26 protein-coding genes are annotated in these 26,851 nt (G+C 59.6%); 13 read left to right on the forward strand and 13 right to left on the reverse strand.

Going from position 1 to position 26,851, the window contains the following annotated elements; translation table 11 throughout:
- Positions 1 to 5: 5 nt before the first annotated feature.
- From NMB39_RS14400 to NMB39_RS14435, 8 genes are all read right to left on the reverse strand, one after another.
- On the reverse strand, positions 6 to 485 hold the full coding sequence (locus NMB39_RS14400; RefSeq protein WP_057024097.1) for a fimbrial protein: 480 nt from the start codon (positions 483 to 485) through the stop codon (positions 6 to 8).
- Positions 486 to 514: 29 nt separating this feature from the next.
- On the reverse strand, positions 515 to 1,006 hold the full coding sequence (locus NMB39_RS14405) for a fimbrial protein (protein ID WP_057023928.1): 492 nt from the start codon (positions 1,004 to 1,006) through the stop codon (positions 515 to 517).
- Between the two features lie 10 nt (positions 1,007 to 1,016).
- Positions 1,017 to 1,598: a fimbrial protein gene (locus NMB39_RS14410; RefSeq protein WP_494338984.1), complete on the reverse strand. Its 582-nt coding sequence runs from the start codon at positions 1,596 to 1,598 to the stop codon at positions 1,017 to 1,019.
- Positions 1,599 to 1,616: 18 nt separating this feature from the next.
- Positions 1,617 to 2,378, reverse strand: a complete 762-nt coding sequence (locus tag NMB39_RS14415; protein WP_057023927.1) for a fimbria/pilus periplasmic chaperone — start codon at positions 2,376 to 2,378, stop codon at positions 1,617 to 1,619.
- Positions 2,375 to 4,984, reverse strand: coding sequence for an outer membrane usher protein (locus NMB39_RS14420; RefSeq protein WP_198719025.1), 2,610 nt, complete (start codon positions 4,982 to 4,984; stop codon positions 2,375 to 2,377). The genes NMB39_RS14415 and NMB39_RS14420 overlap by 4 nt, the downstream gene beginning before the upstream one ends.
- Before the next feature lie 19 nt (positions 4,985 to 5,003).
- Positions 5,004 to 5,564 (reverse strand): fimbrial protein, encoded by a 561-nt coding sequence (locus NMB39_RS14425; protein ID WP_043051527.1) that lies wholly within the window; start codon positions 5,562 to 5,564, stop codon positions 5,004 to 5,006.
- A 52-nt stretch (positions 5,565 to 5,616) separates the two neighbouring features.
- Positions 5,617 to 6,138, reverse strand: a complete 522-nt coding sequence (locus tag NMB39_RS14430; RefSeq protein ID WP_043049883.1) for a fimbrial protein — start codon at positions 6,136 to 6,138, stop codon at positions 5,617 to 5,619.
- 490 nt (positions 6,139 to 6,628) lie between these two features.
- A complete protein-coding gene (locus tag NMB39_RS14435; protein ID WP_057012475.1) occupies positions 6,629 to 6,814 on the reverse strand; it encodes a hypothetical protein in 186 nt (61 codons plus the stop codon).
- 309 nt (positions 6,815 to 7,123) lie between these two features.
- Between NMB39_RS14435 and galU the strand changes: the two genes are divergently transcribed.
- Positions 7,124 to 7,963: a UTP--glucose-1-phosphate uridylyltransferase GalU gene (gene galU, locus NMB39_RS14440; protein WP_043049885.1), complete on the forward strand. Its 840-nt coding sequence runs from the start codon at positions 7,124 to 7,126 to the stop codon at positions 7,961 to 7,963.
- Between the two features lie 103 nt (positions 7,964 to 8,066).
- Positions 8,067 to 9,425, forward strand: a complete 1,359-nt coding sequence (gorA, locus tag NMB39_RS14445; protein WP_494338983.1) for a glutathione-disulfide reductase — start codon at positions 8,067 to 8,069, stop codon at positions 9,423 to 9,425.
- On the opposite strand, the gene NMB39_RS14450 is transcribed toward gorA, so the two are convergent.
- Positions 9,426 to 10,433, reverse strand: a complete 1,008-nt coding sequence (locus NMB39_RS14450) for a DNA-binding protein (RefSeq protein WP_057023925.1) — start codon at positions 10,431 to 10,433, stop codon at positions 9,426 to 9,428.
- Between the two features lie 168 nt (positions 10,434 to 10,601).
- Between NMB39_RS14450 and NMB39_RS14455 the strand changes: the two genes are divergently transcribed.
- From NMB39_RS14455 to ahpF, 3 genes are all read left to right on the forward strand, one after another.
- A complete protein-coding gene (locus tag NMB39_RS14455; RefSeq protein ID WP_494338982.1) occupies positions 10,602 to 11,534 on the forward strand; it encodes a site-specific integrase in 933 nt (310 codons plus the stop codon).
- 133 nt (positions 11,535 to 11,667) lie between these two features.
- Positions 11,668 to 12,231, forward strand: a complete 564-nt coding sequence (gene ahpC / locus NMB39_RS14460; protein ID WP_003191303.1) for an alkyl hydroperoxide reductase subunit C — start codon at positions 11,668 to 11,670, stop codon at positions 12,229 to 12,231.
- Between the two features lie 131 nt (positions 12,232 to 12,362).
- Positions 12,363 to 13,928, forward strand: a complete 1,566-nt coding sequence (gene ahpF, locus NMB39_RS14465) for an alkyl hydroperoxide reductase subunit F (protein WP_057023923.1) — start codon at positions 12,363 to 12,365, stop codon at positions 13,926 to 13,928.
- 65 nt (positions 13,929 to 13,993) lie between these two features.
- Here ahpF and gloA read toward each other — a convergent pair whose 3' ends face one another.
- The gene (gene gloA, locus NMB39_RS14470) at positions 13,994 to 14,515 is read right to left on the reverse strand and encodes a lactoylglutathione lyase (RefSeq protein ID WP_057023922.1); all 522 of its coding nucleotides are present in this window, start codon (positions 14,513 to 14,515) and stop codon (positions 13,994 to 13,996) included.
- A 176-nt stretch (positions 14,516 to 14,691) separates the two neighbouring features.
- On the opposite strand from gloA, the gene NMB39_RS14475 reads away from it, so the two are divergent.
- Complete coding sequence (locus tag NMB39_RS14475) at positions 14,692 to 15,228, forward strand: DUF4946 domain-containing protein (RefSeq protein ID WP_494338981.1); 537 nt, start codon at positions 14,692 to 14,694, stop codon at positions 15,226 to 15,228.
- Positions 15,229 to 15,341: 113 nt separating this feature from the next.
- Here the strand turns inward: NMB39_RS14475 and NMB39_RS14480 are convergent, their stop codons facing one another.
- Positions 15,342 to 15,707 carry a histone-like nucleoid-structuring protein, MvaT/MvaU family gene (locus tag NMB39_RS14480; protein WP_057012468.1) on the reverse strand — a complete coding sequence of 122 codons (366 nt, stop codon included), beginning with the start codon at positions 15,705 to 15,707 and terminating at the stop codon, positions 15,342 to 15,344.
- Positions 15,708 to 15,905: 198 nt separating this feature from the next.
- Entirely contained in the window at positions 15,906 to 17,447 is a 1,542-nt protein-coding gene (locus NMB39_RS14485; RefSeq protein ID WP_198719021.1) for an EAL domain-containing protein, read from the reverse strand.
- Between the two features lie 296 nt (positions 17,448 to 17,743).
- Here NMB39_RS14485 and NMB39_RS14490 point away from each other — a divergent pair, with 296 nt between their 5' ends.
- From NMB39_RS14490 to NMB39_RS14510, 5 genes are read left to right on the forward strand one after another with little or no spacing between them, the layout of a single operon-like run.
- Positions 17,744 to 18,304, forward strand: a complete 561-nt coding sequence (locus NMB39_RS14490) for a fimbrial protein (RefSeq protein ID WP_306957977.1) — start codon at positions 17,744 to 17,746, stop codon at positions 18,302 to 18,304.
- Positions 18,305 to 18,348: 44 nt separating this feature from the next.
- Positions 18,349 to 19,119, forward strand: coding sequence for a fimbrial biogenesis chaperone (locus NMB39_RS14495; protein WP_057023919.1), 771 nt, complete (start codon positions 18,349 to 18,351; stop codon positions 19,117 to 19,119).
- A gap of 2 nt (positions 19,120 to 19,121) precedes the next feature.
- Entirely contained in the window at positions 19,122 to 21,743 is a 2,622-nt protein-coding gene (locus tag NMB39_RS14500) for a fimbria/pilus outer membrane usher protein (protein WP_494338980.1), read from the forward strand.
- On the forward strand, positions 21,743 to 22,492 hold the full coding sequence (locus tag NMB39_RS14505; protein ID WP_057023917.1) for a fimbrial biogenesis chaperone: 750 nt from the start codon (positions 21,743 to 21,745) through the stop codon (positions 22,490 to 22,492). The genes NMB39_RS14500 and NMB39_RS14505 overlap by 1 nt, the downstream gene beginning before the upstream one ends.
- Positions 22,489 to 23,556: a fimbrial protein gene (locus NMB39_RS14510; RefSeq protein WP_124356131.1), complete on the forward strand. Its 1,068-nt coding sequence runs from the start codon at positions 22,489 to 22,491 to the stop codon at positions 23,554 to 23,556. Before NMB39_RS14505 ends, NMB39_RS14510 begins: the two co-directional genes overlap by 4 nt.
- Here the strand turns inward: NMB39_RS14510 and NMB39_RS14515 are convergent.
- Entirely contained in the window at positions 23,547 to 24,434 is an 888-nt protein-coding gene (locus tag NMB39_RS14515) for a LysR family transcriptional regulator (protein WP_057023916.1), read from the reverse strand. The two genes, NMB39_RS14510 and NMB39_RS14515, sit on opposite strands and share 10 nt — an antisense overlap.
- Before the next feature lie 77 nt (positions 24,435 to 24,511).
- Here NMB39_RS14515 and NMB39_RS14520 point away from each other — a divergent pair, with 77 nt between their 5' ends.
- Positions 24,512 to 25,432, forward strand: a complete 921-nt coding sequence (locus NMB39_RS14520) for a DMT family transporter (RefSeq protein ID WP_057023915.1) — start codon at positions 24,512 to 24,514, stop codon at positions 25,430 to 25,432.
- Between the two features lie 245 nt (positions 25,433 to 25,677).
- Entirely contained in the window at positions 25,678 to 26,754 is a 1,077-nt protein-coding gene (gene hppD / locus NMB39_RS14525; protein WP_057023914.1) for a 4-hydroxyphenylpyruvate dioxygenase, read from the forward strand.
- The last annotated feature ends 97 nt before the right edge of the window (positions 26,755 to 26,851 follow it).

The raw sequence follows: 26,851 nt of genomic DNA on the forward strand, positions 1-26,851 counted from the left end.
AACTCCTACTGGTATTCGGCCAACAACGTGGCCACCGCGTTAAACCGGGCGGGGGTCAGGGTTGCGCCGGGTCGTTTGACCGGCACCACTTCCAATACCGGTGGCGACGACAGGCTGATTTCAAGCGGCGTATTGAGGGCAAACGGCTGGTTGTTCTGGAACACCCGGATGCCCAGCGCCGGCACACTGGTCTGCACGGCTGCGCCATCGAACGTCGTCGCAGTGCCGTTGACGCTCAACTTCAGCATCCAGGGCAGGGTATCGGTGCCACAGCTGATGGTGTAACTGAGGCCCTGGCGGTATTTCACACCGTCGACACGTTTTACCCCGACATCGCCAAAATCCACTTCAATGGTGTTGCCGGCATCGATGGTGCAGGGCGGCGGCTCGTTCAATGTGCCGCTGAACGTCAGGTTGGCCGAGGCGACATTGCACAGGCCGATGGCACACAGGGCGAGCAACGTTCTCTGCGGCCAAAAAGTCATGGTGCGTTTCTCTTCATGGTTGATCGGCTTCATTGGTAATCCACCACCAGGGTGGCGGTCGCATCGAAGGCGCCACCGGTCAATTTGCTGCCTGGGCGTTTGACCGGCACAGCCTGTACCACTGGAAAGTTGGGATAGGTAAACCTCACCGCCGTGTTCAAAGGCCAGTCAGCGCCATTGACGAACAGCTTCACCCCGAGATCGGGCTTGCGCGTCACCAGCACCCGATTGTCGAACGCGGCGCCGGTGCCCTTGAGCTCCAGTGTCAGTGCATTGCTGTACGGCGCATCACAGGTGACGGTGTAGGGCACACCGCGGCGGTAGTTGACCCCGTCGATCCGTGAGGTCAGCAGGTCATTGCCAAACGGCACGTTGAGCGTACTGCCGCTGTTGATGACACACGGCGGTGGCGCAATGATCACCGCGCGGATCGTCAGGCTGGTCTCGGCCTGTACCGCCTGGCTGGCGGCCCACAGCAGGCCGCCCATAAACACGGCCCATGGGCCGTTTGACTTAGCCATTATTCTGCCCTTACTCATAATTGAGCCTGAAATCCACCACTGCCCGGAACGCCCCGCTGGTCAACGGCGCTGAGGTGCGCGTAGGTCTAACCTTCCAGGTCTGGGTGTTGCCGCCCAGAGGCAGGAACAAAGGTTCGCCCCGTTGGCCCAGGTTGACATCGCGCCCAAGCACATCGGTTAACTGCAGGCCCATCCCAGTGATGCCTTGCACCTTGACCAGGCGTGGATCATCGGGGTGGGCCGGTGCCAGGAACGCCACCGACAGCACCGGTTGAAAGGCACTCCAGGTCAGGTTCCCCGTGCGTTCGCTGCGGATGCTGCCGGCGATGCGGTTGCAATCGGTAAAGCGCAGTTGGAAAGGCACCGCCCTTGCCTGGTCCCCGGGCCGGCGCAACTGGCTGGTGGAAACATCGCCCAGGTCAATGGTCTGATGCAGCGAGGTCATCTCCAGGCTGCATGGGGTTTCATGCATGGACCCGGAAATATTCAGCCGTCCGCTCATGCCTTCTATATCGTCTTCGTCCTGGGCCTGTGCGCTGCCGACAACGGCCAGTAGCAGGCCGCCCAAGACCTTCACATAATGCGATTTCATCACTGACTCCGGCGGGCGTTACTGTGTGAGCGGGGCTGCTTGCGGGTTCACCTTGCAAGTCTCGCCGCTGCAGGTGAACGCCAGCAGCGGACGTCCGCCGTAGTCATTCACGTAGGCCAGGTAAGGGGCGGTGCCGAGTGCCTTGGCCGTCGGGCCCAGGGCCAGCGAGCCTTTAGGCGGTACCATCAGCGGCTCGAAACCCGGAACGGTCTTGCCGTCCTTGGTGCTGCGCGCATCCACCAGGGTCACGAAGTAAGGCGTCGGGTTGTTCACCTGGTAATGTTCGCCCTGCCGGGAGAGGGTCAGTTTTTCCTGCCAGGGGTTGGACAGGTCTTGCTGGCTCGGCGTGATGGCTTGCGGTCGGTAGAACAACTTGATGCGGGTCTGCAGCGCGATTTGCAGGGTGTTGGCTTTATCGCTGCGCGGCGGAATTTCCCGCAGGTTGAAGTAGTAGACCGTCTCTCGATCCTGGGGCAAGGCTTTGGCCGCGGGCAGCGCCTGGACTTTCACCTGGCTTTGTTTTCCAGGCTCCACGCGCTGCACCGGTGGCAGGACGATCAGCGGCGCGGTGATTTTCTGGCCTTGTTCATCTTCAATCCAGCCCTGGGCCAGGTACGGCAACTGGGTGTTGTTGTTGGTGATGTTCACGCTGGTGGCGTCCTTGCCGCCATCGAAGATCACGCGGGTACGGTCCAGCGCGATCGCGGCATTGGTGCCCTGGCTCAGGCTGAGGGCCAGCAATGCGAGGGACGAAAGGGTAAGGCGGGTGTTAAGGCTCATGAGGATGTGTGCTCCGTGGCGGTGGGCTTGCCGGTCAGCTCTGCCGGCGAGGACAAGGTTTGATCAGTGGCTACCATCCGGCAGTCCAGTTGCAGGGCATGGGTCAAGCCATCGACCGGCAAGGCCTGCGGCAGTGTGAGGACGCAGCGTGAGCGTTCGCCCCAGCTGACGAACATTTGCTCGCCGGCCTGGATACCGCTCAGGTAGACGCTGCCGCCATCATTCACAATGCCGGTGTCCTGCTGTTTGGCGTTCTTGACCTGCGCGCCGAAGGGCGGCGCACTGCCGTCTGATAGGCGCAGCACAGCCATGGCTTTCTCACCGGAAATCACCTCCAGGGACCGGTAGCCGATGGCGCCTTCGGTGAGGGTCACCTGCGTGACCGATTGGGTGGCCTCGACGTTCTTCGGCAGACGCTCCAGATCCACGCTGGCCGCCGTGCGCTGGTAGCTGCTCAGATCGGCAATTACTGCTTTGCCGAAGGCGTTGCTGCGGGTCGGCGTGCCGTAGCCGCGCACCGGCACATCGGCTACACCGCCGGTATCGACCATCAAGCGCGTGCCGCCCATGCTGCCGGTACGATGCAGCGCCGCGCCGTGGCGCGTGAGCGTGCCGCCGCCGCGAGCCGACATGCTCAGGCTGGTGTTGCCTTGTTGGCGACTGGCTGCGAGTGTCAGGTCAGCCTGCTCACCCGTGTGGCTCAGGTAACCACTGGCGGAATTGTCACTGGCACTGAGCTGGTAACTGTTGCGCTCATCCAGGCGATCGCTGTAGCGCGTTGAAAAGCCATTCTTGCCAGCGGCCCGGTTGGCATCCAGCGACAGGGTGCCGCTGCGCCCAAGCGGCAGGCTGACCGTCAGTGCCATGCCGTTATCCTTGTAGTTGTAGTCCTGAGTGCGATAAACGTTGAGGGACAGGCTCATGTTCTTGACAGTGCCGACATTGAAGTAACGAGACACTGACAAGTTCCAGCGCTGGCTGGCCGGCCGCGACCAGTAAGTTTGTTTGTTATAACTGGCGTACACCGTGGCGCCCAAGTCACGAAACTGCTTGTTGACGGTGGCGGTATACAGCGCCTTGCTGCCGCCAATCGGCTTGAATTCACCGGCGTATTGACCGAACTCGTCGTATTTGCCGCGTCCTGCGAGTTCGCCGTTCATGCCGTAGTGACGCGCATCCAGGTATTCACTCATGCTCAGGAAGTTCTTATCGGAAAAGCGATAACCGGCAAAGGTTACTTGGCTGTCATATTGTTCAAAGTTCTTCGAGTATTGCAGGCGATAGGATTTACCCGAGAGTGTTTGATTCCACACGTTGGCGTGGGACTGGGTGACGTCCAGGGATAAAGCGCCCAGCACCAGCAGGTCACGACCCGCGCCGACAGTGGCCGCACGGTAGTTGTTATCGGTGATGGCGCCACCGAACAGCGACCAGCCATTGCTGATCCCCCAGGAGAACTCACCGGTACCAAAAAAGTTACCGTCGGCCCCATACTGAAGATCAGAAGGTCGTCCAGTCGCCAGCTTGTATCGAACCTGCCCGGGGCGCGTCAGGTAGGGAACGCCTGCGGTGTTGAGCTTGAAGGTCTGTACCGAACCGTCCTGCTCTTCCACACGCACATCCAGCGTCCCGGTCACCGCATCATTGAGGTCCTGGATGCGAAAGGGGCCGGCTGCCACCAGGGTTTCATACAGCACACGCCCTTGCTGGCTGACCACTACCCTGGCATTGGTCTTGGCCACCCCGACAACCTCCGGCGCATAGCCGCGCAAGTTCGGTGGCAGTTGGCTTTCGTCTGAATTCAACGCCGCACCGGTAAAGCGGAAGCTGTCGAACAGGTCCGAATACAGGTAGTTTTCGCCGACCACCAGCCGCGCCTTCAATGAGGGAATGGCGCGGTAGGCGTAGTAGCGGCTCCATTCCAGCTTCTGCTCCCCGGCGGACCGATCCCTCGCGCTGTCGACGCGCCCCTGCCAATCGGCGCGCAGGCGCCAGGCCCCGGCATTGGCCCCCAGTGTGCCGTTACCGCTGAGGTGATTGCGCGTGCGCTCGTTTTTCTGGGCGTTGGACTGCGCCGTCAGGTTGTAGTCAACCAGCAACCCCGGCACCCCCTCATCCCAGCGCGCGGGTGGATCCCAGTTAAGTGCGCTGTACTCGAGATAGGCATGGGGCAGGTTGATGTCCAGCGTGGAGGTCGCCAGATCCGCGCTCACCTGCGCTCCCGGCAGGCCTTGGAGGTCCAGGCACTCGCCGTCTTTCCACGGGGTGAGCCTGGTGGCATCGGACGCCTTCAGCCCCAGCTGTTCCACCAGCGCGGGGGAAACGCAAGCCTGGCTTCCCTTGGGATCATCTTCTGGGGGGTAGAACGCCACCGCTTGCTCGGAAATTGGTTGGCCATTGATCTGCACGAACATCGTGTAGGTGCCGGGCAGAATGAAACCGCCTCGCGCAAACCGGGACAAATCAATATTGCTGCGATCATTCAGATCAAGAACGTCGGTATTGAATTCGATATCGCCGGCACCCAAGGCAGTGCCTGCCAGTGACATCAGCCCGCCAACCAGCCCGGGGCGAAGTGTATTTTTGATCTTCGACGCATTCAGCATGAAAGCAACCCATCAATGTTCAAAAGTATTCCAACTTGAACCGCACCGCGACACGGTGAGCACCTGGCGCCAGTGGCAGCCCGTTGCCGACCAGGCGGAGCGTGTAGTGAAGTGTGATGTCACCCTCGGCCAGGGGGTGCGGAGCCATCGGCTCGCCTGGCACGCTCTCCTGGCCAGCCGAATCCCAGATATGGAAGGCCACCCCCTGTGAGTCACCGAAGGCAGCAAAGGAACGGCCGTCCCTGTCGCGAGGGCCGTCAAACGTCACCCGCAGATGCTCCCAGTCAGGCAAGGTGGCGCCGGGGCGCGACGGGTCCGGGCGCGTCAGGGTGCAATTGACCAGGCGCAACTCAAACGGGTGCGGCTCCCCCAGCGCATTGCGCAGGAGCCTGCCTATGGGCTCGGGCGTCATCTCGATGGACTGGTCGGCACTGGTCAGTTCCAGGCCGCACGCAGAGTCGACGATCTCTCCACCGAGAGTAACGACGCCTTCGCCTTGCGACGGTTCCTGGGCAAACGCCCAGGGGCTGATGCACATCGTCAATGTGGAGGTGACTGCGAGGTTTAAGAGTGTTTTCACCGTTATCTCCCACCAATTCCCCCCGCCACCCATGGGTGGCGGGGGGAAAGCCTTACTGATAAGCCAGGGTGAAGTTGGTGACCGCGCTGAAATCACCGGGGACGATGTCGCCGGTAGCGGCGCCTTGAACGTAGGCACCGAATTCCAGGGTGTTATCGCCCGTGGAAATCGCCTGCGGGGTGGTGGCGACACCCAGCTCAACGGGCTTGCCGCCATGGGTCATCATGATGCCGATGCGGCCAGCGCCACCGACGGTGCCGATCGCGCCCGGCACATCGTTGGAGGGAGCGGCGGTGAACGTGGTGGTCACCGTGTTATCGGTGAGATCGGTCAGGTCGCAGCCTTCCAGTTCGATTTTCACGCTGCGGGCTTCAGACTTGCCGCCAGCCTGCAGTTGATGCTTTGCGATAGCGCCAAGATTGACGGTCTGGTCGATGGATTCAGGCTTGATTGAGCAGGCACCCGAATGGACCGATCCCAAAAAAGTAACTGTTCCATCCGCCGCATGGGCAGCGGAGATCGAGCCCGCGAACAACCCGATGGTCAACAGCGCAGTTTTAAATTTAGTTTTCATTTGCAGATGCCTACATAAAAGATGTCATTGATTGAGCCTCGCCACGGTGTGTGCGGGACTTACTTCTTCGCTTCAAAAGTGGCTCGCGCAAAACCCGATCAAGCGTCTGCCGAGTTGTAGTCAAGAAAGTGTTTTTCCAACTACTTGCATTGCAATTTCGCGTCACATTTGAGGCGAGGTGATTGTCCACGCTCGCCTTGAGTAAGTAAGTCGCCTGATTCGCTAAGTCGTGTAGCTGCGCGGTATCACGTGCTATAGGAGGATTATGGCAATATGCCAAAACTTAAAGTTAAGCTGTAAGAGATGGACTACATGCGGCTTAATGAGAATATTTTAGTTGGATGGGGAGCTGTAAGAAGGGGATTACAACGCCTGAAAAATAACAGCGTCCAGGCGAGGCGAGCAACTTAGAGATGGTTTCAATGCACTACAGGATCGACGCACACAAAAAAGCCCCGTTAACCGGGGCTTCTTGTACTGCATTGGCGGCTTACTTGCCTTTCGGCCTTTTGCTCGATGCATGGCCCGCTTCATCCACAAACACTTCGGCGACCGCAATCGCCTGGCTTTCGGTGGCAAATGTCCCAGCAACGCTGTCGCCGTGGAAATTGATCAAGTGCCAGCCGTCCGCTCGCTGTGTGATCAGGTAGCCGTTTACACCTTTTGGTTCTGACATCTATTGGCAATCTCGTGGTCGGGTTCAAGCTGCCCATGATAGCGCCAAATACCCTGGGGGCGGGCAAGATGTTGCAGGTCAGTGCCCGGCGGCTGAAAGCGTGCTAAAACGGTTGGCAGCCTTTTAAATAAAGGGGGAGGGCGTTTTTTGCCTGGCCAATGGTGAAGCCCTTTGTAAGATCAGCGGAACTTACGCCGACATTTTTTCTCTATGATGACATCGCAACGCCAGCAGGACCCATTGTAAGGTGACTGCGGCCTGATTAGACTGCGCCGAATTCCGTACGCACAGCCCTTTGTAAGGACTCATATGATCAAGAAATGCTTGTTCCCAGCAGCCGGTTACGGCACTCGCTTCTTGCCAGCGACCAAGGCCATGCCCAAAGAGATGCTGCCGGTGGTGAACAAGCCACTGATCCAGTACGGCGTCGAAGAGGCCCTGGATGCCGGCTTGAACGAAATCTCCATCGTGACCGGTCGTGGTAAACGCGCCCTGGAAGACCACTTCGATATCAGCTACGAGTTGGAAAACCAGATCAAGGGCACCGACAAGGAAAAATACCTGGTCGGTATTCGTAAGCTGCTCGACGAGTGCTCGTTCTCCTACACCCGCCAGACCCAGATGAAAGGCCTTGGCCACGCCATCCTCACCGGTCGCCCGCTGATCGGCGACGAGCCGTTCGCAGTCGTGCTGGCCGATGACCTGTGTGTGAACCTGGAAGGCGATGGCGTGCTGACCCAGATGGTCAAGCTCTACCAGAAGTATCGCTGCACCATCGTTGCGGTGATGGAAGTTGATCCATCTCAGACCAACAAGTACGGCGTGATCGCCGGTGACGATATCGGTGATGGCCTGATTCGCGTGCGCGACATGGTCGAGAAGCCAGCACCGGAAGACGCGCCGTCGAACCTGGCGATCATTGGTCGCTACATCCTGACCCCGGATATCTTCAAGCTGATCGAAGAAACCGAGCCAGGCAAGGGCGGCGAGATCCAGATCACCGACGCGCTGATGAAGCAGGCCAAAGATGGCTGCGTGATTGCCTACAAGTTCAAAGGCCAACGTTTTGACTGCGGTGGTGCTGAAGGTTACATCGAAGCGACCAACTTCTGCTTCGAGCACTTCTACAAGACTGGCAAGGCTTACTGATTTAAGCCTGCCGGTGTTTTAAGAGAAAGCCACCTTCGGGTGGCTTTTTCGTTTTTCAGCCCCATGTAAGTCGGTATGCTGGCGTCCTGCCGAGGAGAATGAAATGGCCTACGATTTTGACCTGTATGTAATTGGCGCCGGTTCCGGTGGTGTTCGCGCAGCGCGCTTTGCCGCGGGCTTTGGCGCCAAGGTGGCCGTGGCGGAAAGCCGCTACCTGGGTGGCACCTGCGTGAATGTCGGCTGCGTGCCGAAAAAGCTGTTGGTATACGGCGCGCACTTCGCCGAAGACTTCGAACAGGCCAGCGGTTTCGGCTGGTCGTTGGGTGAGGCGAACTTTGATTGGGCGACCCTGATCGCCAACAAGGATCGCGAAATCAATCGCCTCAACGGCATTTATCGCAACCTGCTGGTCAACAGCGGTGTAACCCTGCATGAAGGGCATGCACGCCTGGTTGATGCCCATCAAGTGGAGATCAATGGCGAGCGGTTTACCGCCAAGCATATCCTGATCGCCACCGGTGGCTGGCCGCAGATCCCGGAGATTCCAGGGCGCGAACACGCCATTGGTTCCAATGAGGCGTTCTTCCTCAAAGAGCTGCCTAAGCGTGTGCTGGTGGTGGGCGGTGGTTACATTGCGGTTGAGTTCGCCGGCATTTTCCACGGCTTGGGCGCGCAGACGTCATTGCTGTACCGAGGCGACCTGTTCCTGCGCGGCTTTGATGGCTCGGTGCGCAAGCACTTGCAGGAAGAGCTGACCAAGCGCGGCCTGGACCTGCAATTCAATACCGACATCGAGCGCATCGACAAGCAAGCCGATGGCAGCCTCAAGGCCACTCTTAAGGATGGGCGTGTGCTGGAGGCCGATTGCGTGTTCTATGCCACCGGTCGCCGCCCGATGCTGGACAACCTGGGCCTGGAAAATACCGGGGTCAAGTTGGATGAGCGTGGTTTTGTCGCCGTGGATGAGCTGTACCAGACTGCCGAGCCGTCGATCCTGGCCATTGGCGATGTCATTGGTCGTGTGCAGCTGACGCCCGTGGCACTGGCCGAAGGCATGGCTGTGGCGCGGCGCTTGTTCAAGCCCGAGCAATACCGTCCGGTGGATTACGCCAATATCGCGACAGCGGTGTTCAGTCAGCCAACTATCGGCACCGTAGGCCTGAGCGAAGAGGATGCGCGTGCCAAAGGTCACAAGGTGCAGATTTTCGAAAGCCGGTTCCGGCCGATGAAGCTGACCCTCACGGACTGTCAGGAAAAGACCCTGATGAAGCTGGTAGTCGACGCCGACACCGACAAAGTGCTGGGTTGCCACATGGTTGGCCCGGATGCCGGTGAGATCGTGCAAGGCCTGGCGATCGCGCTCAAGGCGGGCGCGACCAAGCAGCATTTCGACGAAACTATCGGCGTGCACCCTACGGCGGCGGAAGAATTCGTCACCATGCGCACGCCTGTGGCCGACTGATCAGGTTGGCTCCGTTGCCTCTGGCGCCGTCGCAACGGCGGCCGCCAGGCGCAGCGCGTCGATACTCGCCTGGGCCTTGATCAGGTCCAGTTCCAGCGCCTTGTTGTGCCGTTGGTGCTCAAGCAGCGCCTCCTGGCGCGACTGACTGTCCTGCATGGCAACACGCAAGCGCTCCTGGAGCAGGGTGCGCTCGCTGTCGGTCCGGCTGAGCTGCTCGTTCAGTTTGAGTTGTGTGGCTTGATCCTTGCGCACCTGCTCTTGCAGCGCATTGAGTTCCTTGACCGTCACACGCTGCTCAATCAGCAGACGTTCATTGTCCCGATGCAGCTGGGTGATTTCATCCTGGCGCACCAGTGCGCTTTGCTGGGCCTGGCGCAGCTCGGCCTGGATCTGTTGCAACTGGCCTTCATGGCGGCGCTGCTCCTGTTCACGCTGTTCCTTGATTGCATTGCGGTAATGCTCAAGCGCATCCCGGGCATGCAGATGCTTTTCTTCCAGTGAGCGAATCTGCTCGTCCTTGTCGCTGATCCTCAGCTCGTAATCGCTGCACGCCTGGCTCAGCCCGGCGTTGCGGGTCTGTTCGGCCTGCAGGCTGGTGCTGGCGGTTTGCAGGGCGGCGCTTTCTTCCGTCAGGGCCGCGGCCTGGATATCCAATTGCTGCTTGAGCTGGGCGTGCGCCTCTTCCAAGGTTTCAACCTGGGCGAGCAGGGCGGCTTTCTGTTGTTCGAATTGCGCCAGGGCCAGGTCAATCGGCTCCTGGGCCTTCTCTTTCAGGCGTTGGGCCAGGCGCGCGACCAGTTCGCCCAGCTCGTCGTCGATCGGCGCTTGGGTGATCGCCTGGCGGGTCTCGCTCTCGTCCAGCTCCTTCAAATAGCGATGAATGGTGGTCTTCGAGCCCGTATTGCCCATCTCGATACGTACGGCATCGATGCTGGGGTTTTCGCCTCGGGCAAGGATTGCCAGGCGTGCCGTCTGGACTACTGCTTTGTTTATGCCGCCACGAGCCATGGGGTCTCCGTCGATTTGATAATGTGGTACGTATTATGTATATACGTACTATATCATGTCTAAAAATTCGTTGAAATTCATGATTTAACAGACGGGATATTGGCGTATTATCCCGTGTCATAGCGATTTTCCTTGCCAACCCACCCGCCAACAGTACGAAAGACGCCGATGAGCGACCTGGATCGATACCTAAACGCCGCTACCCGCGACAACACGCGCCGCAGCTACCGGGCTGCCATCGAGCATTTCGAAGTGACGTGGGGTGGGTTCCTGCCTGCCACGAGTGACGGCGTGGCGCGTTACCTGGTGGCCTATGCCGGAGTGTTGGCAGTGAACACCTTGAAGCTGCGGCTCTCGGCTTTGTCGCAATGGCATGTCAGCCAAGGCTTTGCCGACCCGACCAAGGCGCCCGTGGTGCGCAAGGTGCTAAAGGGGATCCGTGCGGTGCACCCGGCGCGAGAAAGACAGGCCGAGCCTTTGCAGCTCAAGCACTTGGAGCAGGTCGTAGCGTCCCTCGAAAGTGAGGCCAGGCAGGCCGCTGCGGATCAGGACAACCCTCGATTGCTACGCGCAAAGCGCGACACCGCGCTGATCCTGCTCGGCTTCTGGCGCGGCTTTCGCAGTGATGAGCTGTGTCGTTTGAGTATCGAGCATGTCCAGGTAGTGCCCGGAGCCGGCATCAGCCTCTACCTGCCACGCAGCAAAAGCGACCGTGACAATCTCGGCAAGACTTACCAGACCCCAGCGCTGCTACGCCTGTGCCCGGTGCAGGCCTACAGCGAGTGGCTCAGCGTCTCGGCCCTCGTGCGCGGCCCGGTCTTTCGCGGTATTGACCGCTGGGGCAACCTGGGCGAGGAGGGCTTGCACCCCAACAGTGTGATCCCCTTATTGCGCCAGGCCCTTGAGCGCGCAGGCATTGCGGCTGAGCAATACACCAGCCATTCACTACGCCGAGGCTTCGCTACCTGGGCGCATCGCAGTGGCTGGGATTTGAAGTCACTGATGAGTTACGTCGGTTGGAGCGACATGAAATCTGCCATGCGCTATGTTGAAGCGACGCCATTTCTTGGTATGGCCCTGGCCACCCAACCGCTGTTGTGAGATTTCTTCTATTAATACTGTTACCTGATAGAGAAAGCCAATCGTCAACATCAGGTTTGCCAATGAGCCATCGACCGAGAGAGCCGGTAGGATTCACTTCATCAACTTACTAACCCCTGACGGAGAGTCAACGATGCCTATCATCAACAGCCAAGTAAAACCGTTTAAAGCCACCGCTTTCAAAAACGGCAGCTTCGTCGATGTGACCGACGCTGACCTGAAAGGCAAGTGGTCGGTGGTGTTCTTCTACCCAGCCGACTTCACCTTCGTTTGCCCAACCGAACTGGAAGACCTGGCTGACAATTACGCCGAATTCCAGAAACTGGGCGTCGAGATCTACAGCGTGTCCACCGACACCCACTTCGCCCACGCTGCCTGGCACAACACTTCGCCAGCCATCGGCAAGATCCAGTACACCATGATCGGCGACCCAACCCTGACCATCTCGCGCAACTTCGACGTGCTGATCGAAGAAGCAGGCCTGGCAGACCGCGGTACTTTCGTGATCAACCCAGAAGGTCAGATCAAGATCGTTGAACTGAACGACGGCGGTGTTGGCCGTGACGCTTCCGAGCTGCTGCGCAAGATCAAGGCTGCTCAATACGTCGCTGCCCACCCAGGCGAAGTTTGCCCAGCCAAGTGGAAAGAAGGCGAAGCCACCCTGGCTCCGTCCCTGGACCTGGTCGGCAAGATCTAAGTCTATGAAGACGTATCAAGGGCGGGAATCCGCACTTAAGTAAGCTGCATCCGCCCCTCAAAACGCCCGGGCGAGATTCGCTCGGGCGTTTTTTTTTCTGCAATAAACCGAATCAATAGGAAATCGCCCGTATGTTGGACGCCAATCTTAAAGCTCAGTTGAAGTCATACCTGGAACGGGTCACCCAGCCGATCGAGATCGTCGCCTCCCTCGACGACGGCGCGAAATCCCAGGAAATGCTTGCTCTTTTACAGGACGTCATCAGCCTCACCACGCTGATTACCCTGAAAACCGATGGCGATGATGCCCGCAGGCCATCGTTCTCCATCAACCGCCCGGGTGCCGATATCAGCCTGCGCTTCGCCGGCATCCCCATGGGCCATGAATTCACTTCGTTGGTGCTGGCCCTGTTGCAAGTCGGTGGCCACCCGTCGAAGGCCAGTGTCGAGGTGATTGAACAGATTCGTGCCCTCAAAGGCGAGTTCAGCTTCGAGACTTACTTCTCGCTGTCGTGCCAGAACTGCCCGGACGTGGTACAGGCCTTGAACCTGATGGCCGTGCTGAACCCGAACATCCGCCACGTCGCCATCGACGGTGCGCTGTTCCAGGCCGAGGTCGACGAGCGCCAGATCATGGCGGTGCCGAGTGTCTACTTGAACGGGGTCAACTTCGGCCAGGGCCGTATGGGCCTGGAAGAAATCCTTGCCAAGCTCGACACCAGCGGCATCGAAAAAGCCGCGCAAAAGATCAGCGCAAAAGACGCCTTTGACGTACTCGTCGTCGGCGGTGGCCCGGCCGGTTCTTCGGCAGCCATCTATGCGGCGCGCAAAGGCATTCGTACCGGTGTTGCCGCCGAGCGCTTTGGTGGCCAGGTACTGGACACCATGTCGATCGAGAACTTTATCTCGGTACAGGAAACCGAAGGGCCGAAGCTGGCCAGTGCGTTGGAAGCGCATGTGCGCCAGTACGACGTGGACATCATGAATCTGCAACGTGCCAGTAGCTTGGTTCCGGCGAAAAATCCTGGTGAGTTGCACGAAATTCGCTTCGAAAGCGGCGCGACTCTCAAGTCCAAGACTGTGATCCTGGCCACTGGCGCCCGCTGGAGAGAGATGGGCGTTCCGGGCGAGCAGGAATACAAGGCCAAGGGCGTTTGCTTCTGCCCGCACTGCGACGGCCCATTGTTTAAGGGCAAGCGCGTGGCGGTGATCGGCGGCGGTAACTCTGGCGTTGAGGCTGCCATTGACCTGGCCGGGATCGTCAGCCATGTCACGCTGCTCGAGTTCGACAGCAAGTTGCGCGCTGATGCGGTATTGCAACGCAAGCTCTATAGCCTGCCGAACGTGGATGTGATTACCAGCGCGCTGACCAGTGAAGTCAAGGGCGACGGCCAGAAAGTCACCGGCCTTGCCTACAAGGATCGCGACAGCGGCGAGTTCAAGACCCTCGACCTGGAAGGTATTTTTGTTCAGATCGGCTTGCTGCCCAACACCGATTGGCTCAAGGGCACTGTAGAGCTGACTCCGCGCGGCGAGATCATCGTCGATGCCCGTGGCGAGACCTCATTGCCAGGCGTGTTTGCCGCCGGTGACGTCACTACTGTGCCTTACAAGCAGATTGTGATCGCAGTGGGTGAGGGGGCCAAGGCTTCGTTGAGCGCCTTTGATCACTTGATTCGTACGTCGGCTCCGGCATAACCGAGCCCTTGAAAAAAAAGCCCCATGATTGCTCGTGGGGCTTTTTGTTTTCTGTCGTGCGAGGATTACATCGGCGCTGGCTGGATAATCTCGACCCAGTAGCCATCCGGGTCCTTGATGAAGGCGAGGCTCTTCATGCGGCCATCCGTCAAGCGCTTCTGAAAGTCGCAGCCCAGTGCTTCAAAACGCTCGCATGCCGCGACAATATCCGGCACCGAGATGCAGATATGGCCAAAGCCACGCGGGTCAGTATTGCCGTTGTGGTAAGCGAAGTCGGCGTCGTTTTCAGTGCCATGGTTGTGGGTCAGTTCCAGGATGCCCGGGATCGACTTCATCCACTGGGTGCGCTCTGCGGCGTCGGCCGGGATCTGGGCCTTGTCCACCAGGGCCAGGAAGTACAGGCTGAACTCGGCTTCCGGGAAGTCGCGTTTTTCAACCAGTGAAAACCCCAGGACACGGGTGTAGAAATCCAGTGACTGGGTGATGTTCTTGACCCGCAGCATGGTGTGGTTAAACACGAAGTTCGTCGTAGCGGTATCAGGCTGGGCGGTGACGCCCGGGAAATTATTCAGATCGTGCAGGCTCATGGGCCCTCCAGAAAAATGGGGCAAAGCGGTCCCTTGGCTTGCGGCAGCCTCCGTGCAGCCGGACCATGATACGCAAGGCCTGCCCGCTGCGCCAAATGAAAAAGCGCACGTAGCCCTTGCGACCCGCACCGGCTGGGCCGCAAACTTTGCTGCTTGAATCTTGGGTGTTTTTTGCAATGATCGAGTTTCGTAGATTGCTGTTGAGCGCTGTGTGTGGGTTGCTGTCCAGTTCGTTGGTATTGGCCGCCGACCCGGAGATTCACTGGCCCAGTGGTTGGCAGGTCGAGGAATTCGTGCCTGACGGCGAAACACCCGCCAAGCCCCAAGCGGTGTCGCGCCAGCGTGCGATCAAGAATGATGAAAATGGCGCGACCCTGATGGTTATGGAGTTGACCGGTACACCGATTGAAGTCGGACATAAAGTTAATCTTCCAGGCGTATTGCTGGAAATGCGCAAATCCATCCAGAAGGATTTTGCTCGAAGCGGTTATCAAAGCGTGTGCAGCAAGATGCACCCCAGCACATTGAGTCGTCTTGAAGCGCTCGAAACTACTTGTGTGATTACCGAGAATGGCCGGCACGTTCTGTCACAGACATTAGTCGGCGCAGTGGATGTCGATAAAGCCTATGTCTTTTCATATGCAGGCCAGGTGCAAGCCTATGAGGCAAGCAAGGATGAAGTGAGTTCGGTGCGTAATAGCCTGAAATTATGACTCGGCCAAGTTGAGCGAATCTGAACAAAGTGAGCGGTTGGAAAAGTTCGTTTTCGAACCTATAAAGCACAAGAGCCCCGCTTAGGCGGGGCTCTGTGTTTAGTGCCTGTTGATCAGCCGCGAAGCCAGGAATCTACAGTGGCGGCGCCGTACTCTTCTTTCCAGGCTTTAAGACCGCGGTGGTTGCCGCCCTTGGTCTCGATCAGCTCGCCGGTATGCGGGTTGTGGTAAACCTTGACGACCCGCGCACGCCGCTGCTTTGGTGCCGCGGCAACGGCTGCGCCGGCTTTGCGTGGGGTTGGGTCAAGAATGGCGATGACGTCGCGCAGGCTTTTGCCGTAGCTGTCCATCAGCTTCTTGAGCTTTTCTTCAAATTCGATTTCTTTCTTCAGGCCTGCATCGTTCTTCAAGGATTCCAGCTGCGCAAGCTGCTCTTGAAGGGCTTTTTCTGCTGCGCGAAATTCGGCGAGTCTGGACAAAATCTGTACTCCAATAGTGTAGTTGCTGATATCAACGGCAGACAAAGCTATAAGCCAGGAACGTTAAGGTAACTCAACGAAAAAGACCCCTCTGCGAGTTCTGCACAGGTAGGAAAAATTGTAGTAGTTAATCCATCTCGAGTAAATCATGTCTGCCGTCAAAATAACAATCTTTCATCGAAGGTGGCGCAGGGCTATTCAATGATTGCCCAACGAGTTAATGAACTCATCACAGGGTAACGGCCGGCCGAATAGATAACCTTGTAAGAAATCCACACCTTGGGCAACCAGGTATTCACACTGTTGTGCTGTTTCCACGCCCTCGGCAACAATGCCAAGGTCCAGCTTGCCGGACAGTTCTATGATGCTGTCCAGGATATGCCCCGACAGCGCATCCGCACCGATCATGGCGACAAAGCTTTGGTCAATCTTCAAGTAATCGACGTTGAAGTTGCGCAAGTAAGCCAGGCTGGAGTGGCCTGTTCCAAAGTCATCGATGGCGATCAGTACACCCAATTGGTGCAGGGCATCGAACAATTGGCGGGTGATATCGGTGGGCTCGATCAGCTCGCGTTCGGTCAACTCCAGCACCAGGCTTACCTGGCCAGGGGGGAAGGCGGCCAGGAACTCCCGACAGTCCTCCACCAGCGCCAGGTCCTGGCAATGGCGTGCGGTGATGTTCACGCCAATATGGAAGCCGGGGCTGAAACGCGCAGCGTGGGGCGCCAGTTGCGCAGCGGTCTGGCGCAGCAGGGCGCGGGTCATCGGCACGATCAGGCCCGAGTCTTCGGCCAGGGGAATAAACAGGTCCGGCCGCACCAGGCCCTCTTTTGGATGTTTCCAGCGCATCAGCACTTCACAGCCTGCCCATTGACGCGTGTCTCCGCGTACCACTGGCTGGAAATACGGGATGAATTCGTTGGCACTCAACGCACGCTGCAACTCCTGGGTGGGAGCGGACGAGCGTTTTTGCAACCAATGCGCGAGGATGCCGGCCAGTACGCCGAAGAACACCACCAGGCTGAAAAGCGCCGGGTAACGGGCCTGCATATAACGCCAGGTTTCTCCCTCCGGCATACCCGCCTCGACGCTGTAGTCATAACGCTTGGACGCCAGATGATGATGGGCCACGGCAAATACCGGCACCGCGCTGTCATGCACCTTGCCCTCGGCATCCAGCCAATGGGGGCCGACTTGCAAGACCAGATCGGCGTAACGGCTGATCAAGCGCAAGGCGTTGGTGAGATGGTAGCTGTCAATCGAGGCGAACGCGCCCTGGTCGCCTTCCACGAGGCGGTAGACCAACAGTGCGGTATCCGGCGTGACGGGGTTGCCGTTCATCAGCCATAACCGGCCATTGACGTAGTCATCCGGGTCGACCGGCGACTGATGGTTGCCGCCGAACAGCGAACTGCAATAAATGTTTTTCTGCCAGGACAGGGTGGTGGCGCGTACAAACGGGCGGCGCGTGACCTGTTCGCGCAGCGCCAGTTGCGCCTCGCTGTCACATGGCTTACCTGCCAAAGGCAACAAAGCCTGGGCGGCGAGGGCGGTATTGTCGAGCATCAGGTCGAACTGGCGCACCGCCTCTTGAGCGGTTTGGGCCGTGCTTTGCTCAAGCGTGCGTTCGGCTTGCCAGTAAAGAATTACCACCCCCAACAGAATGGGCAACAACCCGCACAGGGTGCTGATGAAATAGCGGGCGGCTCGGCTTCGTGGACCTTTGGCGGTCAGGGGCATAGGGGGCAATCAATCGTGAAAAAAAGAGTGGTCTCTGCCGATGATAGATGGCATTGCACGGGGCTGCTCACTTGTTTAACACCTACTGACCTAGCCGTTCGGTCAGTTGTGGCGGGCACTTCAACTTGGCAACATAAACTTCGTTGCAAAACGTAAGAGACTCAGTAGCACTTAACCCCTACAGCCTCTTTCACAGCCACTCAGCCCAATTTTGGCGGGACGGTCGCGTCTCGCCCTTCGATTGATGAGTCATGGCTTGCAACACTTTCACTGACATTCACTAGGAAGTATCTGTAATGAAAACTATCGCATTGGCCGTTGTATTTCTGGCGGCCACCGGCGTTGCCGTTCTGCCTGCTGTTGCCGCAGACGGCAAGATCACCTTGACTGGTGAAATCACCGGCACCACCTGCAGCATCAGCGGCGGCACGGGCTCTGCGCCCGGCACCAGCCCGGACTTTTCGGTGCCACTCAACAAGGTCCAGGCCAGCGCGCTCAAGGCGCCAGGCCAGACTGCCGGGGCGAAACCCTATTACATTCATGTCGGTTCCTGCCCCAAGGATACAACCGTCGCCGTGATGTATGAGAGCAGCAGCCCCGCGATCAACCCGGCGACCGGTAACCTGGTCAACCAGGCACCCGCCAAGCCGACGCCTGCCACCTTCGTTGAGGTGCAACTCGTGGATGGCGTCACCCACCAGCCCATGGATTTGCGCCTGGGCCAGAACTCCAGCCCCGCGAAAGTCCCGGAAAGCGGCCAGGTGTCGCTGCCCTTTGCCGCCCAATACATCGCCACGGGCACCGCTACGCCAGGGCCGGTCAGCACCCAAGTGCTGTATTCGGTGACGTTCCCCTGATCGAGGCCCAGTTGCCTGGCCGTGCGCCAGGCAAGGACAGACAAATGCTTGCCCGAACATTGCTATTGAACCCCCTGCTGATCAGTGTCGGGTTGCTATCCGTCGCTCACGCCGGCGTAGTGATCGACGGCACGCGGCACATCTATCCGCAGCAGCGTCGAGAAATCACGCTGCGCCTGACAAATGACGATCAGCGGGCGCCCCGCCTGGTCCAAGTTTGGCTGGACCAGGGCGACCCGGCGCAAGACCCTTCCGACAGCGACGTGCCGTTCAGCCTGTCGCCGCCTGTGTTTCGCATGGACGCGGGCAAAAGCCAGGTGGTGCGACTGGTCTATACCCAGGACCCACTGCCGGATGACCGCGAATCGTTGTTCTGGCTCAACGCTTTGGAGATACCGCCCAAGGTCAACGTGGCACCGGGCAGCTCGCAAGAGGCCCCTTCGAACCACCTGCAGTTCGCTTTTCGTATCCGCACCAAAGTGTTTTTCCGCCCGGCCCGATTGCCGGGCTCCGCGGACGAGGCGCCCACCCAATTACGCTGGACCCTGCACCGGAGTGCCCAGGGACCGCTACTGGAAGTGCACAACCCATCGGCTTATCACGTGACCTTCAATGAGGTTGCCTTGGCCATGGGCTCAGGCCCGGGTGCTCGCCTGTTACCGGCGGGAGAGGGCATGGTGCCCCCCGGCGGCAGCCTGAAGCTGCCCGTCAGGGATGTCGCAAGAGCAATACCTGCGGACGCCCAGGTGCATTTCAAATACATCAATGATTACGGCGCATTCTCCGTGCCGCAGCGTGCTCCACTGAAGTTCTGATCATGTATGCCTTATTGCAAGTACCCGTTCACCGCTTCACTGCCTGGCTGTTTGCCAACCCCAGGTTACTGCTATGGCTGGGCCTGCTCAGTACCTTATTGATGTCGGCAGAGGCCGCGCCACTGTTGTTTGACATCGAGGCGTTCGCCAGCGGCCTGTCCTCTTCGGCTGATATCTCACGCTTCAATACCAGCAACGTGTTGGCGCCAGGTGTCTACCGCGTGGATGTGATGCTCAACGGGCAATCGATGGGACGCCGCGAGATCACCTTCGCCCCCCTTGCCGGGCAGGACGACGCCCAGCCTTGCCTGAACGCTGCCGAGCTTGGCCAACTGGGGGTTTCTGTGCAGGCGCTGGCGGATAACACCGAGCATGCCTGCCGGGATTTTGCCGAGTGGATACCCATGGCCAGCAGCCGCGTCGATATCGAGACCCTGACCCTGGATGTCAGCATCCCCCAGATCTATATCAACCGTTCCGCGCGCGGCTACATTGACCCGTCTGAGTGGGACAATGGCATTGACGCCGCGCTGCTCAACTACAACTTCAGTGCTGCGACGGTGACAGCGGGCGCTGGTGAGGATCGTGGCTACCTGGGTCTCAACGGCGGTCTCAACCTGGGCGACTGGCGGCTACGCCATCAGGGTGGGCAGGCATGGGCATCCGGTGGCGGCCTGGCGCCTTATCAACACACCGCCACCTACCTGCAACGGTCCCTTGCCGCCTGGCGTTCACAACTGACCGTCGGCGACAGCTTCAGCAGTGGCCAGATCCTCGACGGTGTGCGTGTACGCGGCATCACCCTGGCCACCGATGACCGCATGCTTGCCCAGTCGCAACAAGGCTATGCGCCTCAGGTGCGGGGCATTGCCGACAGCAATGCAACGGTGACAGTGCGCCAGAACGGCTACACCCTTTACGAAACCACAGTGGCCCCGGGGCCGTTTGTCATCGATGACCTGTACCCCACCGGGTACGGTGGCGACCTGCATGTCAGTGTCACCGAGGTCGACGGCCGGCGCAGCAGCTTCGTGGTGCCTTACTCCGTGGCGCCTTACCTGCTGCGTGACGGTGCCAGCCACTACAGCATGACCTTGGGGCAGTTGCAGCAATACGGCGTCAGCGACGCCAGCCCGCTGATCTTGCAGGGTACGCTGCAGCATGGCCTGGGCGATCGTCTGAGCGCCTATGGTGGCAGTACGCTTTCCCAAGGCTACGACCAGGCCAAGGCCGGCCTGGCGATGAGTACTCCGATTGGCGCGTTCTCCCTCGACAGCACCCACTCGCGCACCCAGGTTCAGGGGCTGGGGGTAGTCGGTGGGCAAAGCTGGGGCCTGGCCTATAACAAGAACCTGCCGTTCTCGGGGACGCACTTTGCGCTGGGCGCCTATCGTTTCTCCACGGCCGGGTACCTGAACCTGCCTGATGCGCTCAATGTGCGGGAACTGGCCCGCCAAGGCGGGAGTATCAACAGTTACGCCAGGCAGAAAAGCCGCCTCGACCTGACAATCAGCCAGCAGTTGGGCGCAGGCTCGCTGAGCCTGTATGGCAGCTCCATCGACTACTGGGCGGGCGGCCAAGGGCGCCAGACATCCTTCACCCTCAGTTATGCGGCTAATTGGAAGTCACTTAACTGGAACCTCTCGGCGCAGCGCTCGCGTGTCAGTGAAACCCATCAATTGAACGATCACGAGCGCAGCGACGAAATCTTTTTTGGCCGGTCGGCGCAGGCCGGGCGCGTGGATAATCACCTGGTGCTGACACTGTCCATGCCATTGGGCGCAGGAACGCATGCGCCGACCCTGAGCAGCAGCCTGTCGCACGATGCTGGCGATTCACGCGGCAGCCAGCATCAGGTGGGGGTCAATGGTTTGCTGGGTGACGCCGGTGAAGCCAGCTACGGGCTGACCGGCAGCCGTGGCACGGGCCACCAGCAAGGCTCCAGCTTCAATGCCTACGCCGGCTATCGCAGCCGCGCCACGAGCCTGCGGGCCGGCTATGCCCAGGCCCGCGACAGTTCACAACTATCCATGAGTGCCGATGGCGGGCTGATAGCCCACAAGGGGGGCGTGACCTTGGCGCAAAACCTCGGTGAAGCCTCGGCACTGGTGTATGCGCCGGATGCACAAGGTGCCCGGCTCGGCAGCAGCGGGGCGCGTATCGATAAGCAGGGTTATGCGGTGCTGCCAGCCCTCAGGGCTTTTCAGCGCAATGAAGTAGATATCGATCCCGAGGGCATGCCCATGGATGTGGAACTTAAGGAATCGAGTCACGCCGTGGTGCCGACGCTGGGGGCCGTCTCACTGGTCAGGTTCGAGACCGTCAGTGGCCGTGCCGTGGTGATCAAGGCCACCCATATGGATGGCAAGCCGTTGCCATTTGCCGCCCAGGTGTTTGACGAACGCGGCGTCGAAATCGGCGTGATCGGCCAGGCTGGCAAGGCTTTTGTGCGCGGGGTTGCCGACCAGGGACGGTTGACGGTGCGCTGGAATGCAGGGGCGGGTGACCAGTGCTTTATCCATTACCGTTTGCCGCCGCGCAGGCCCGAGCAACGCCAGGAAAACGCGGACCAGTTGGTCAGTCAATGTGCCGAGCATGGTGATGCGGACGAGGAGCGCAGCTGATGACTCATCGATTGTTCAACGCGATGCTTGGCCTGGCCCTGGCGGTGCAGGCGGTGTTGGCCCATGGGGAAATCGTCATTGACCGCACGCGCATCATTTACACGGCCAGCGCCCCAGGGGTAACGGTCAACCTGCACAATGAGGCCGACGGCCCGCGATTGGTCCAGGTGTGGATCGATGCGGGCGACCCGCAGGTCGCGCCTGAGTCGAGTGACGTGCCCTTTACGGTGACCCCGCCAATCCTGCGCCTGGATGCCGGCAAGCACCGCGCATTGCGGGTGATGTATCACGCGCCCCAAGACAAGGCCATGGCCGCACCCCAGGAGTCGGTGTACTGGCTGAATGTGCTGGGGATCCGGCCGACCGTCGACACCGGCAACCAGCTGCAATTTGCCTTTCGCACACGGATCAAACTGTTCCTGCGCCCCGATGCGTTGCCAGGCCAAGCGCAGCAGGCGGTGGATACGTTGCAGTGGCGCCTGGCGGGCGACGGCCCGGCCCTGCAGGTGCGCAATCCCAGTGCCTTTCATGTGACGCTTTCCAGCGTGTTGCTGACCGTGGATGGCGTCGAGTACCCCAGTGAGGCCCCGCCGATGCTGTTGCCGCATTCGGTTGCCCGCATCGTGCTGAAGGGCCGGGCGCCGCGGGGGCAGGGTACGGCCGCGCTGCGATTTACCACCCTGGATGACCATGGCATGACGCGTACGCACGCAGTGTCTTTGGGTCGCACTAAGGATTTGGCGCTATGAACGGTATCCGGCAATTTATGTTCAGGCTTATACAGATTGGCGTGTGCTTGAGTATTGGCGCATTCGCGATGGACGCACAGGCGCATTTCAATGCAGGCGTCTGTACCCCCCAAGCCCCGGTGACGCTATCCTTCCCGCCCATCACCCTGCCTAACAACCTGCAGGTGGGCGAGGCGATTGGCTACCCAAGCGGCTATGACTTCGCCAGCAATGGCTTTGTCATGCAGTGCCGCTACACTGACTGGCCATTGTCGCATCCGGTGTCGGCCAACCTCAGCGTGGTCAATTCGCCGGCAACCGGCATGACGTTCAACGCCAATGGTCTGACGTTGCCCGTCTATGCGACCAGCTACCCTGGCGTCGGGTTCGTCATGATGGCCGGGGATCCGTCCCAGTATTTGAAGGTCATCACCCACACCGGCGTCACGCTGTTGGACATCAAGCACAACAAACCCAATGGCTGGGGCCTGCAAGGGCGTGTGTACCTGGTGGCAACGGGCCCGATCACGTCGGGCACCATTCCTGGGAACACAGTCGCCAGGTATGTGCTGACCAATGTCAATATCGAAAGCCCCGGTGCAGCCTCGGTCAACTTTGCCGATACCGTGATATTGCCGCCGCAAAAGCCGACTTGTCGGGTGAGCACGCCGTCGCTTGCCATGCCGCTGGGGCAGGTGCCCAGCCGCGATTTCAAGGGAGTCGGCAGCAGCGCCGGCAGCGTCAGTCGCAGCATCACCCTGGACTGTGCCGGCGGCACCGGCGGCATCCTGGATGTATGGATCACCGTGACTGACCAGACGGAACCCGGCAACCGCAGTAACCAGTTGTCCTTGACCCGCAACTCGGACGCCCGTGGCGTCGCCCTGCAATTGCTCAGTGGCGACCGGTTGGTAAGCTATGGGCCCGATTCCTCCGGCGTGGGCAACCCCAACCAATGGCAGGTCGCAAGCACGGGCAACGGCACCCTGACGATTCCCTTGACCGCCCGCTACGTTCAAACCGCATCGACCATCAAGCCTGGGAGCGCCAACGGCCTGGCCTCGTTCACCCTGAGCTACCGCTGAGCCCGGGGATCGGGGTACAGCGTTTGTGCCAGTGCGATAAACGCCAGGGTTGCGGGAGAGGCCTGGCGGCGATCCAGCACCGCCAGGCCTATGCGGCGCGGTACGCCCGGCGACAAGGGGCGGGCAACGTAGCGCTGGTCGGCATCGGTCGGCAGTGAGCCCTGGGCCACGATACTCAGACCGTCGCCACGGCTGACCGCCTCCAGGGTAGTGAGTAGCTGGGTGCAGCGATAACGCACTTTAGGTTGCAACTGCGCTTCACCAAACAAACGCGTGACCAGCTCTGCGGAGCCTGCCTCGGTTAGGATGAACGGGTCATCGCACAACGCGTGCAGGGGTACCGCCATGCTTGCCGCCAAGGGATGGCCGACCGGTATCAGCGCCACCAGTTGGTCTTCGAGCAGGGCCACGGTGTCGAAGCGTTCCTGCTCCAGTACCACGAAACCCACATCCACCCGGCGCTGATCCAGCCATTGGATGACCTGCCGATCCGGCCCTTCGTCTACATGCACTTCGATACCCGGATAGTCTCGGCGAAAGTGGCTGAGAATGGTCGGTAGCAAACGGTTCGAAGCAGTGGGGCCGAATGAGCCGATGCGCAGCGTGCCGCGCTTCATCCCGCGGGCATCGGCGGCTTCCTGCTGCAAAGTGTTGGCCAGGCCCAGCATGCCCCGTGCGCGCCCGAGTAACTGCTCGCCGATATCGCTCAGTTCCACCAGGGTCTGGTGCCGGCGAAACAACTCCACCCCCAGTTCCTGCTCCAGGGCCTTGATTGCATGGGACACCGCCGATTGGCTGATGCCCAGGCGATGCGCCGCACTGGTGAAACCTCGGAGTTCGGCGACCAGGGAGAAGATTTCCAACTGGGTCAGGGTCATGAGTAAAGCCTTATTTTACGATGACTGATCATTAGTAAAAGAATAATCCCATCCTTTCTCACGTTGAGCACTTTCTTATGCATGCCCGCGAAGGCCTTACTTACCTGAAGCTGGCCGCTGTCACCATGATCTGGGGCGGGACCTTCGTCGCCGGGCGCTTTCTGGCCGATCAAGTGGACCCGCTGTTCGCGGCCAGCCTGCGGTTTATCCTGGCCAGCCTGGCGCTGCTGCTGTTCCTGGCCTGTGCGCGGACCCCACTGGCGCGCCCAACTACGGGGCAAATGGCGCGGCTGGTACTGCTGGGCCTATGCGGCATCTTTTTCTACAACCTGTGTTTTTTCTATGGCCTGCACTACATCAATGCGTCGCGGGCGTCCTTGATCGTGGCATTGAACCCGGCAGTGATTGGCTTGGCGTCCTGGTTGTTGTTCAAGGAGCGCCTGGGCCGGGTCAAGTGGCTGGGTATCGGGCTGTGCCTGCTGGGGGCGGCAGTGGTGATCGTGAGCCGCAATCCCAACCTCATGCAGGGGGCGCGCAACGCCTGGATCGGTGACCTGTTGATCCTGGGCTGCGTAATGGCCTGGGGCGCCTATTCGCTGCTGTCCCGGGAACTCAACCAGACATTGGGACCGGTGCAAACCGTCACTTGGTCGGTGCTCTGGGGTACGCTGATGTTGACCCTTGCTACCCTCGCCACCGGTCGGCTGACGCTGCAAGGTTTCAGTGCGCTGCAGCTGGCGCAGTGGTACAGCCTGCTGTACCTGGGTGTGCTGGGTTCGGCCCTGGCCTATATTGGTTATTACGACGGCATCCGGCGAATCGGCGCGACCCGCTCCGGTGTGTTCATCGCCCTCAACCCGCTGACGGCGGTGATATGTGGCGGATTGCTGCTGGACGAAGCCTTGACGGCGCCGATGCTGGCGGGTGGCGCGGTCATCCTGTTGGGCATCTACTTGTGCAATAAACCTCTTGCACGGGGCAGGGCAACAGGGATTTGATAAGAGTACGGACAAACTGGTTTACGCTGTGTAGAATCGATTTACGCATACAAGAATATGGACTTGCGCTCACGCAAGCCTCGGCCGTCAGAGACTGATGACACCATGAAGCTACTTGGCTCTCCCCTCATCTTTGGTGACTTCCTCGCCCGCAGCGTGCGAGGCCTTTCCTGCGCGCCACCCTCGGACCTCATCCTTGCTTGCAAATAGACAATTGCTACCCACAAGAATGATGAGGCACGAACATGACCGACCAATACGAAAACCCAATGGGCCTGATGGGCTTTGAATTTATCGAATTCGCCTCGCCCACCCCGGGTACCCTGGAGCCGATCTTCGAGATCATGGGCTTCACCAAGGTGGCGACTCACCGCTCCAAGGACGTGCACCTGTATCGCCAGGGCGAGATCAACCTGATTCTCAACAACGAACCGGGCAGCCTGGCGGCGTATTTTGCGGCCGAACACGGCCCGTCGGTGTGCGGCATGGCGTTTCGCGTCAAGGATTCGCAACAGGCCTACAACCGTGCCCTGGAACTGGGTGCCCAGCCGATTCACATCGAAACCGGCCCGATGGAGCTGAACCTGCCGGCGATCAAGGGTATCGGCGGTTCGCCGTTGTACCTGATCGACCGTTTTGGCGAGGGCAACTCGATCTACGATATCGACTTCGTCTACCTCGAAGGTGTTGACCGCAACCCGGTCGGTGCCGGTCTCAAGGTTATCGACCACCTGACCCACAACGTCTACCGCGGACGCATGATCTACTGGGCCAATTTCTACGAGAAGCTGTTCAACTTCCGTGAAGCGCGTTATTTCGACATCAAGGGCGAATACACCGGCCTGACTTCCAAGGCCATGAGCGCGCCGGACGGCAAGATCCGCATCCCGTTGAACGAAGAATCGTCCAAGGGCGCCGGGCAGATCGAAGAGTTCCTGATGCAGTTCAACGGCGAGGGCATCCAGCACGTAGCATTCCTCACCGACGATCTGGTCAAGACCTGGGACGCGCTGAAGAAGATCGGTATGCGCTTCATGACCGCGCCGCCGGATACTTACTACGAAATGCTGGAAGGCCGCCTGCCCAACCACGGTGAACCGGTCGACCAACTGCAATCGCGTGGCATCTTGCTGGATGGTTCGTCGGTCGCCGGTGACAAGCGCCTGCTGCTGCAGATTTTCTCGGAAACCCTGATGGGGCCGGTGTTCTTTGAATTCATCCAGCGCAAAGGCGACGATGGGTTCGGCGAGGGCAACTTCAAGGCGCTTTTCGAGTCGATTGAGCGTGACCAAGTACGTCGTGGTGTATTGACCGCCGACTGACCCACTGGATAAGCAAAAAGCCCGGGTTTATACCGGGCTTTTTTGTGTGTGTTGCATCGAGTTGCAATTTAGCGACGGCCAAACGGGAACAAATGTT

The organism is Pseudomonas sp. FBCC-B545 (genome assembly GCF_059134095.1).

Excerpts from the sequence above, each read along its gene's own strand:
- NMB39_RS14400 (WP_057024097.1), bottom strand. The coding sequence starts at position 485 with ATGACTTTTTGGCCGCAGAGAACGTTGCTCGCCCTGTGTGCCATCGGC.
- NMB39_RS14405 (WP_057023928.1), bottom strand. The coding sequence starts at position 1,006 with ATGGCTAAGTCAAACGGCCCATGGGCCGTGTTTATGGGCGGCCTGCTG.
- NMB39_RS14410 (WP_494338984.1), bottom strand. The coding sequence starts at position 1,598 with ATGAAATCGCATTATGTGAAGGTCTTGGGCGGCCTGCTACTGGCCGTT.
- NMB39_RS14415 (WP_057023927.1), bottom strand. The coding sequence starts at position 2,378 with ATGAGCCTTAACACCCGCCTTACCCTTTCGTCCCTCGCATTGCTGGCC.
- NMB39_RS14420 (WP_198719025.1), bottom strand. The coding sequence starts at position 4,984 with ATGCTGAATGCGTCGAAGATCAAAAATACACTTCGCCCCGGGCTGGTT.
- NMB39_RS14430 (WP_043049883.1), bottom strand. The coding sequence starts at position 6,138 with ATGAAAACTAAATTTAAAACTGCGCTGTTGACCATCGGGTTGTTCGCG.
- NMB39_RS14435 (WP_057012475.1), bottom strand. The coding sequence starts at position 6,814 with ATGTCAGAACCAAAAGGTGTAAACGGCTACCTGATCACACAGCGAGCG.
- galU (WP_043049885.1), top strand. The coding sequence starts at position 7,124 with ATGATCAAGAAATGCTTGTTCCCAGCAGCCGGTTACGGCACTCGCTTC.
- gorA (WP_494338983.1), top strand. The coding sequence starts at position 8,067 with ATGGCCTACGATTTTGACCTGTATGTAATTGGCGCCGGTTCCGGTGGT.
- NMB39_RS14450 (WP_057023925.1), bottom strand. The coding sequence starts at position 10,433 with ATGGCTCGTGGCGGCATAAACAAAGCAGTAGTCCAGACGGCACGCCTG.
- NMB39_RS14455 (WP_494338982.1), top strand. The coding sequence starts at position 10,602 with ATGAGCGACCTGGATCGATACCTAAACGCCGCTACCCGCGACAACACG.
- ahpC (WP_003191303.1), top strand. The coding sequence starts at position 11,668 with ATGCCTATCATCAACAGCCAAGTAAAACCGTTTAAAGCCACCGCTTTC.
- ahpF (WP_057023923.1), top strand. The coding sequence starts at position 12,363 with ATGTTGGACGCCAATCTTAAAGCTCAGTTGAAGTCATACCTGGAACGG.
- gloA (WP_057023922.1), bottom strand. The coding sequence starts at position 14,515 with ATGAGCCTGCACGATCTGAATAATTTCCCGGGCGTCACCGCCCAGCCT.
- NMB39_RS14475 (WP_494338981.1), top strand. The coding sequence starts at position 14,692 with ATGATCGAGTTTCGTAGATTGCTGTTGAGCGCTGTGTGTGGGTTGCTG.
- NMB39_RS14485 (WP_198719021.1), bottom strand. The coding sequence starts at position 17,447 with ATGCCCCTGACCGCCAAAGGTCCACGAAGCCGAGCCGCCCGCTATTTC.
- NMB39_RS14490 (WP_306957977.1), top strand. The coding sequence starts at position 17,744 with ATGAAAACTATCGCATTGGCCGTTGTATTTCTGGCGGCCACCGGCGTT.
- NMB39_RS14495 (WP_057023919.1), top strand. The coding sequence starts at position 18,349 with ATGCTTGCCCGAACATTGCTATTGAACCCCCTGCTGATCAGTGTCGGG.
- NMB39_RS14500 (WP_494338980.1), top strand. The coding sequence starts at position 19,122 with ATGTATGCCTTATTGCAAGTACCCGTTCACCGCTTCACTGCCTGGCTG.
- NMB39_RS14505 (WP_057023917.1), top strand. The coding sequence starts at position 21,743 with ATGACTCATCGATTGTTCAACGCGATGCTTGGCCTGGCCCTGGCGGTG.
- NMB39_RS14510 (WP_124356131.1), top strand. The coding sequence starts at position 22,489 with ATGAACGGTATCCGGCAATTTATGTTCAGGCTTATACAGATTGGCGTG.
- NMB39_RS14515 (WP_057023916.1), bottom strand. The coding sequence starts at position 24,434 with ATGACCCTGACCCAGTTGGAAATCTTCTCCCTGGTCGCCGAACTCCGA.
- NMB39_RS14520 (WP_057023915.1), top strand. The coding sequence starts at position 24,512 with ATGCATGCCCGCGAAGGCCTTACTTACCTGAAGCTGGCCGCTGTCACC.
- hppD (WP_057023914.1), top strand. The coding sequence starts at position 25,678 with ATGACCGACCAATACGAAAACCCAATGGGCCTGATGGGCTTTGAATTT.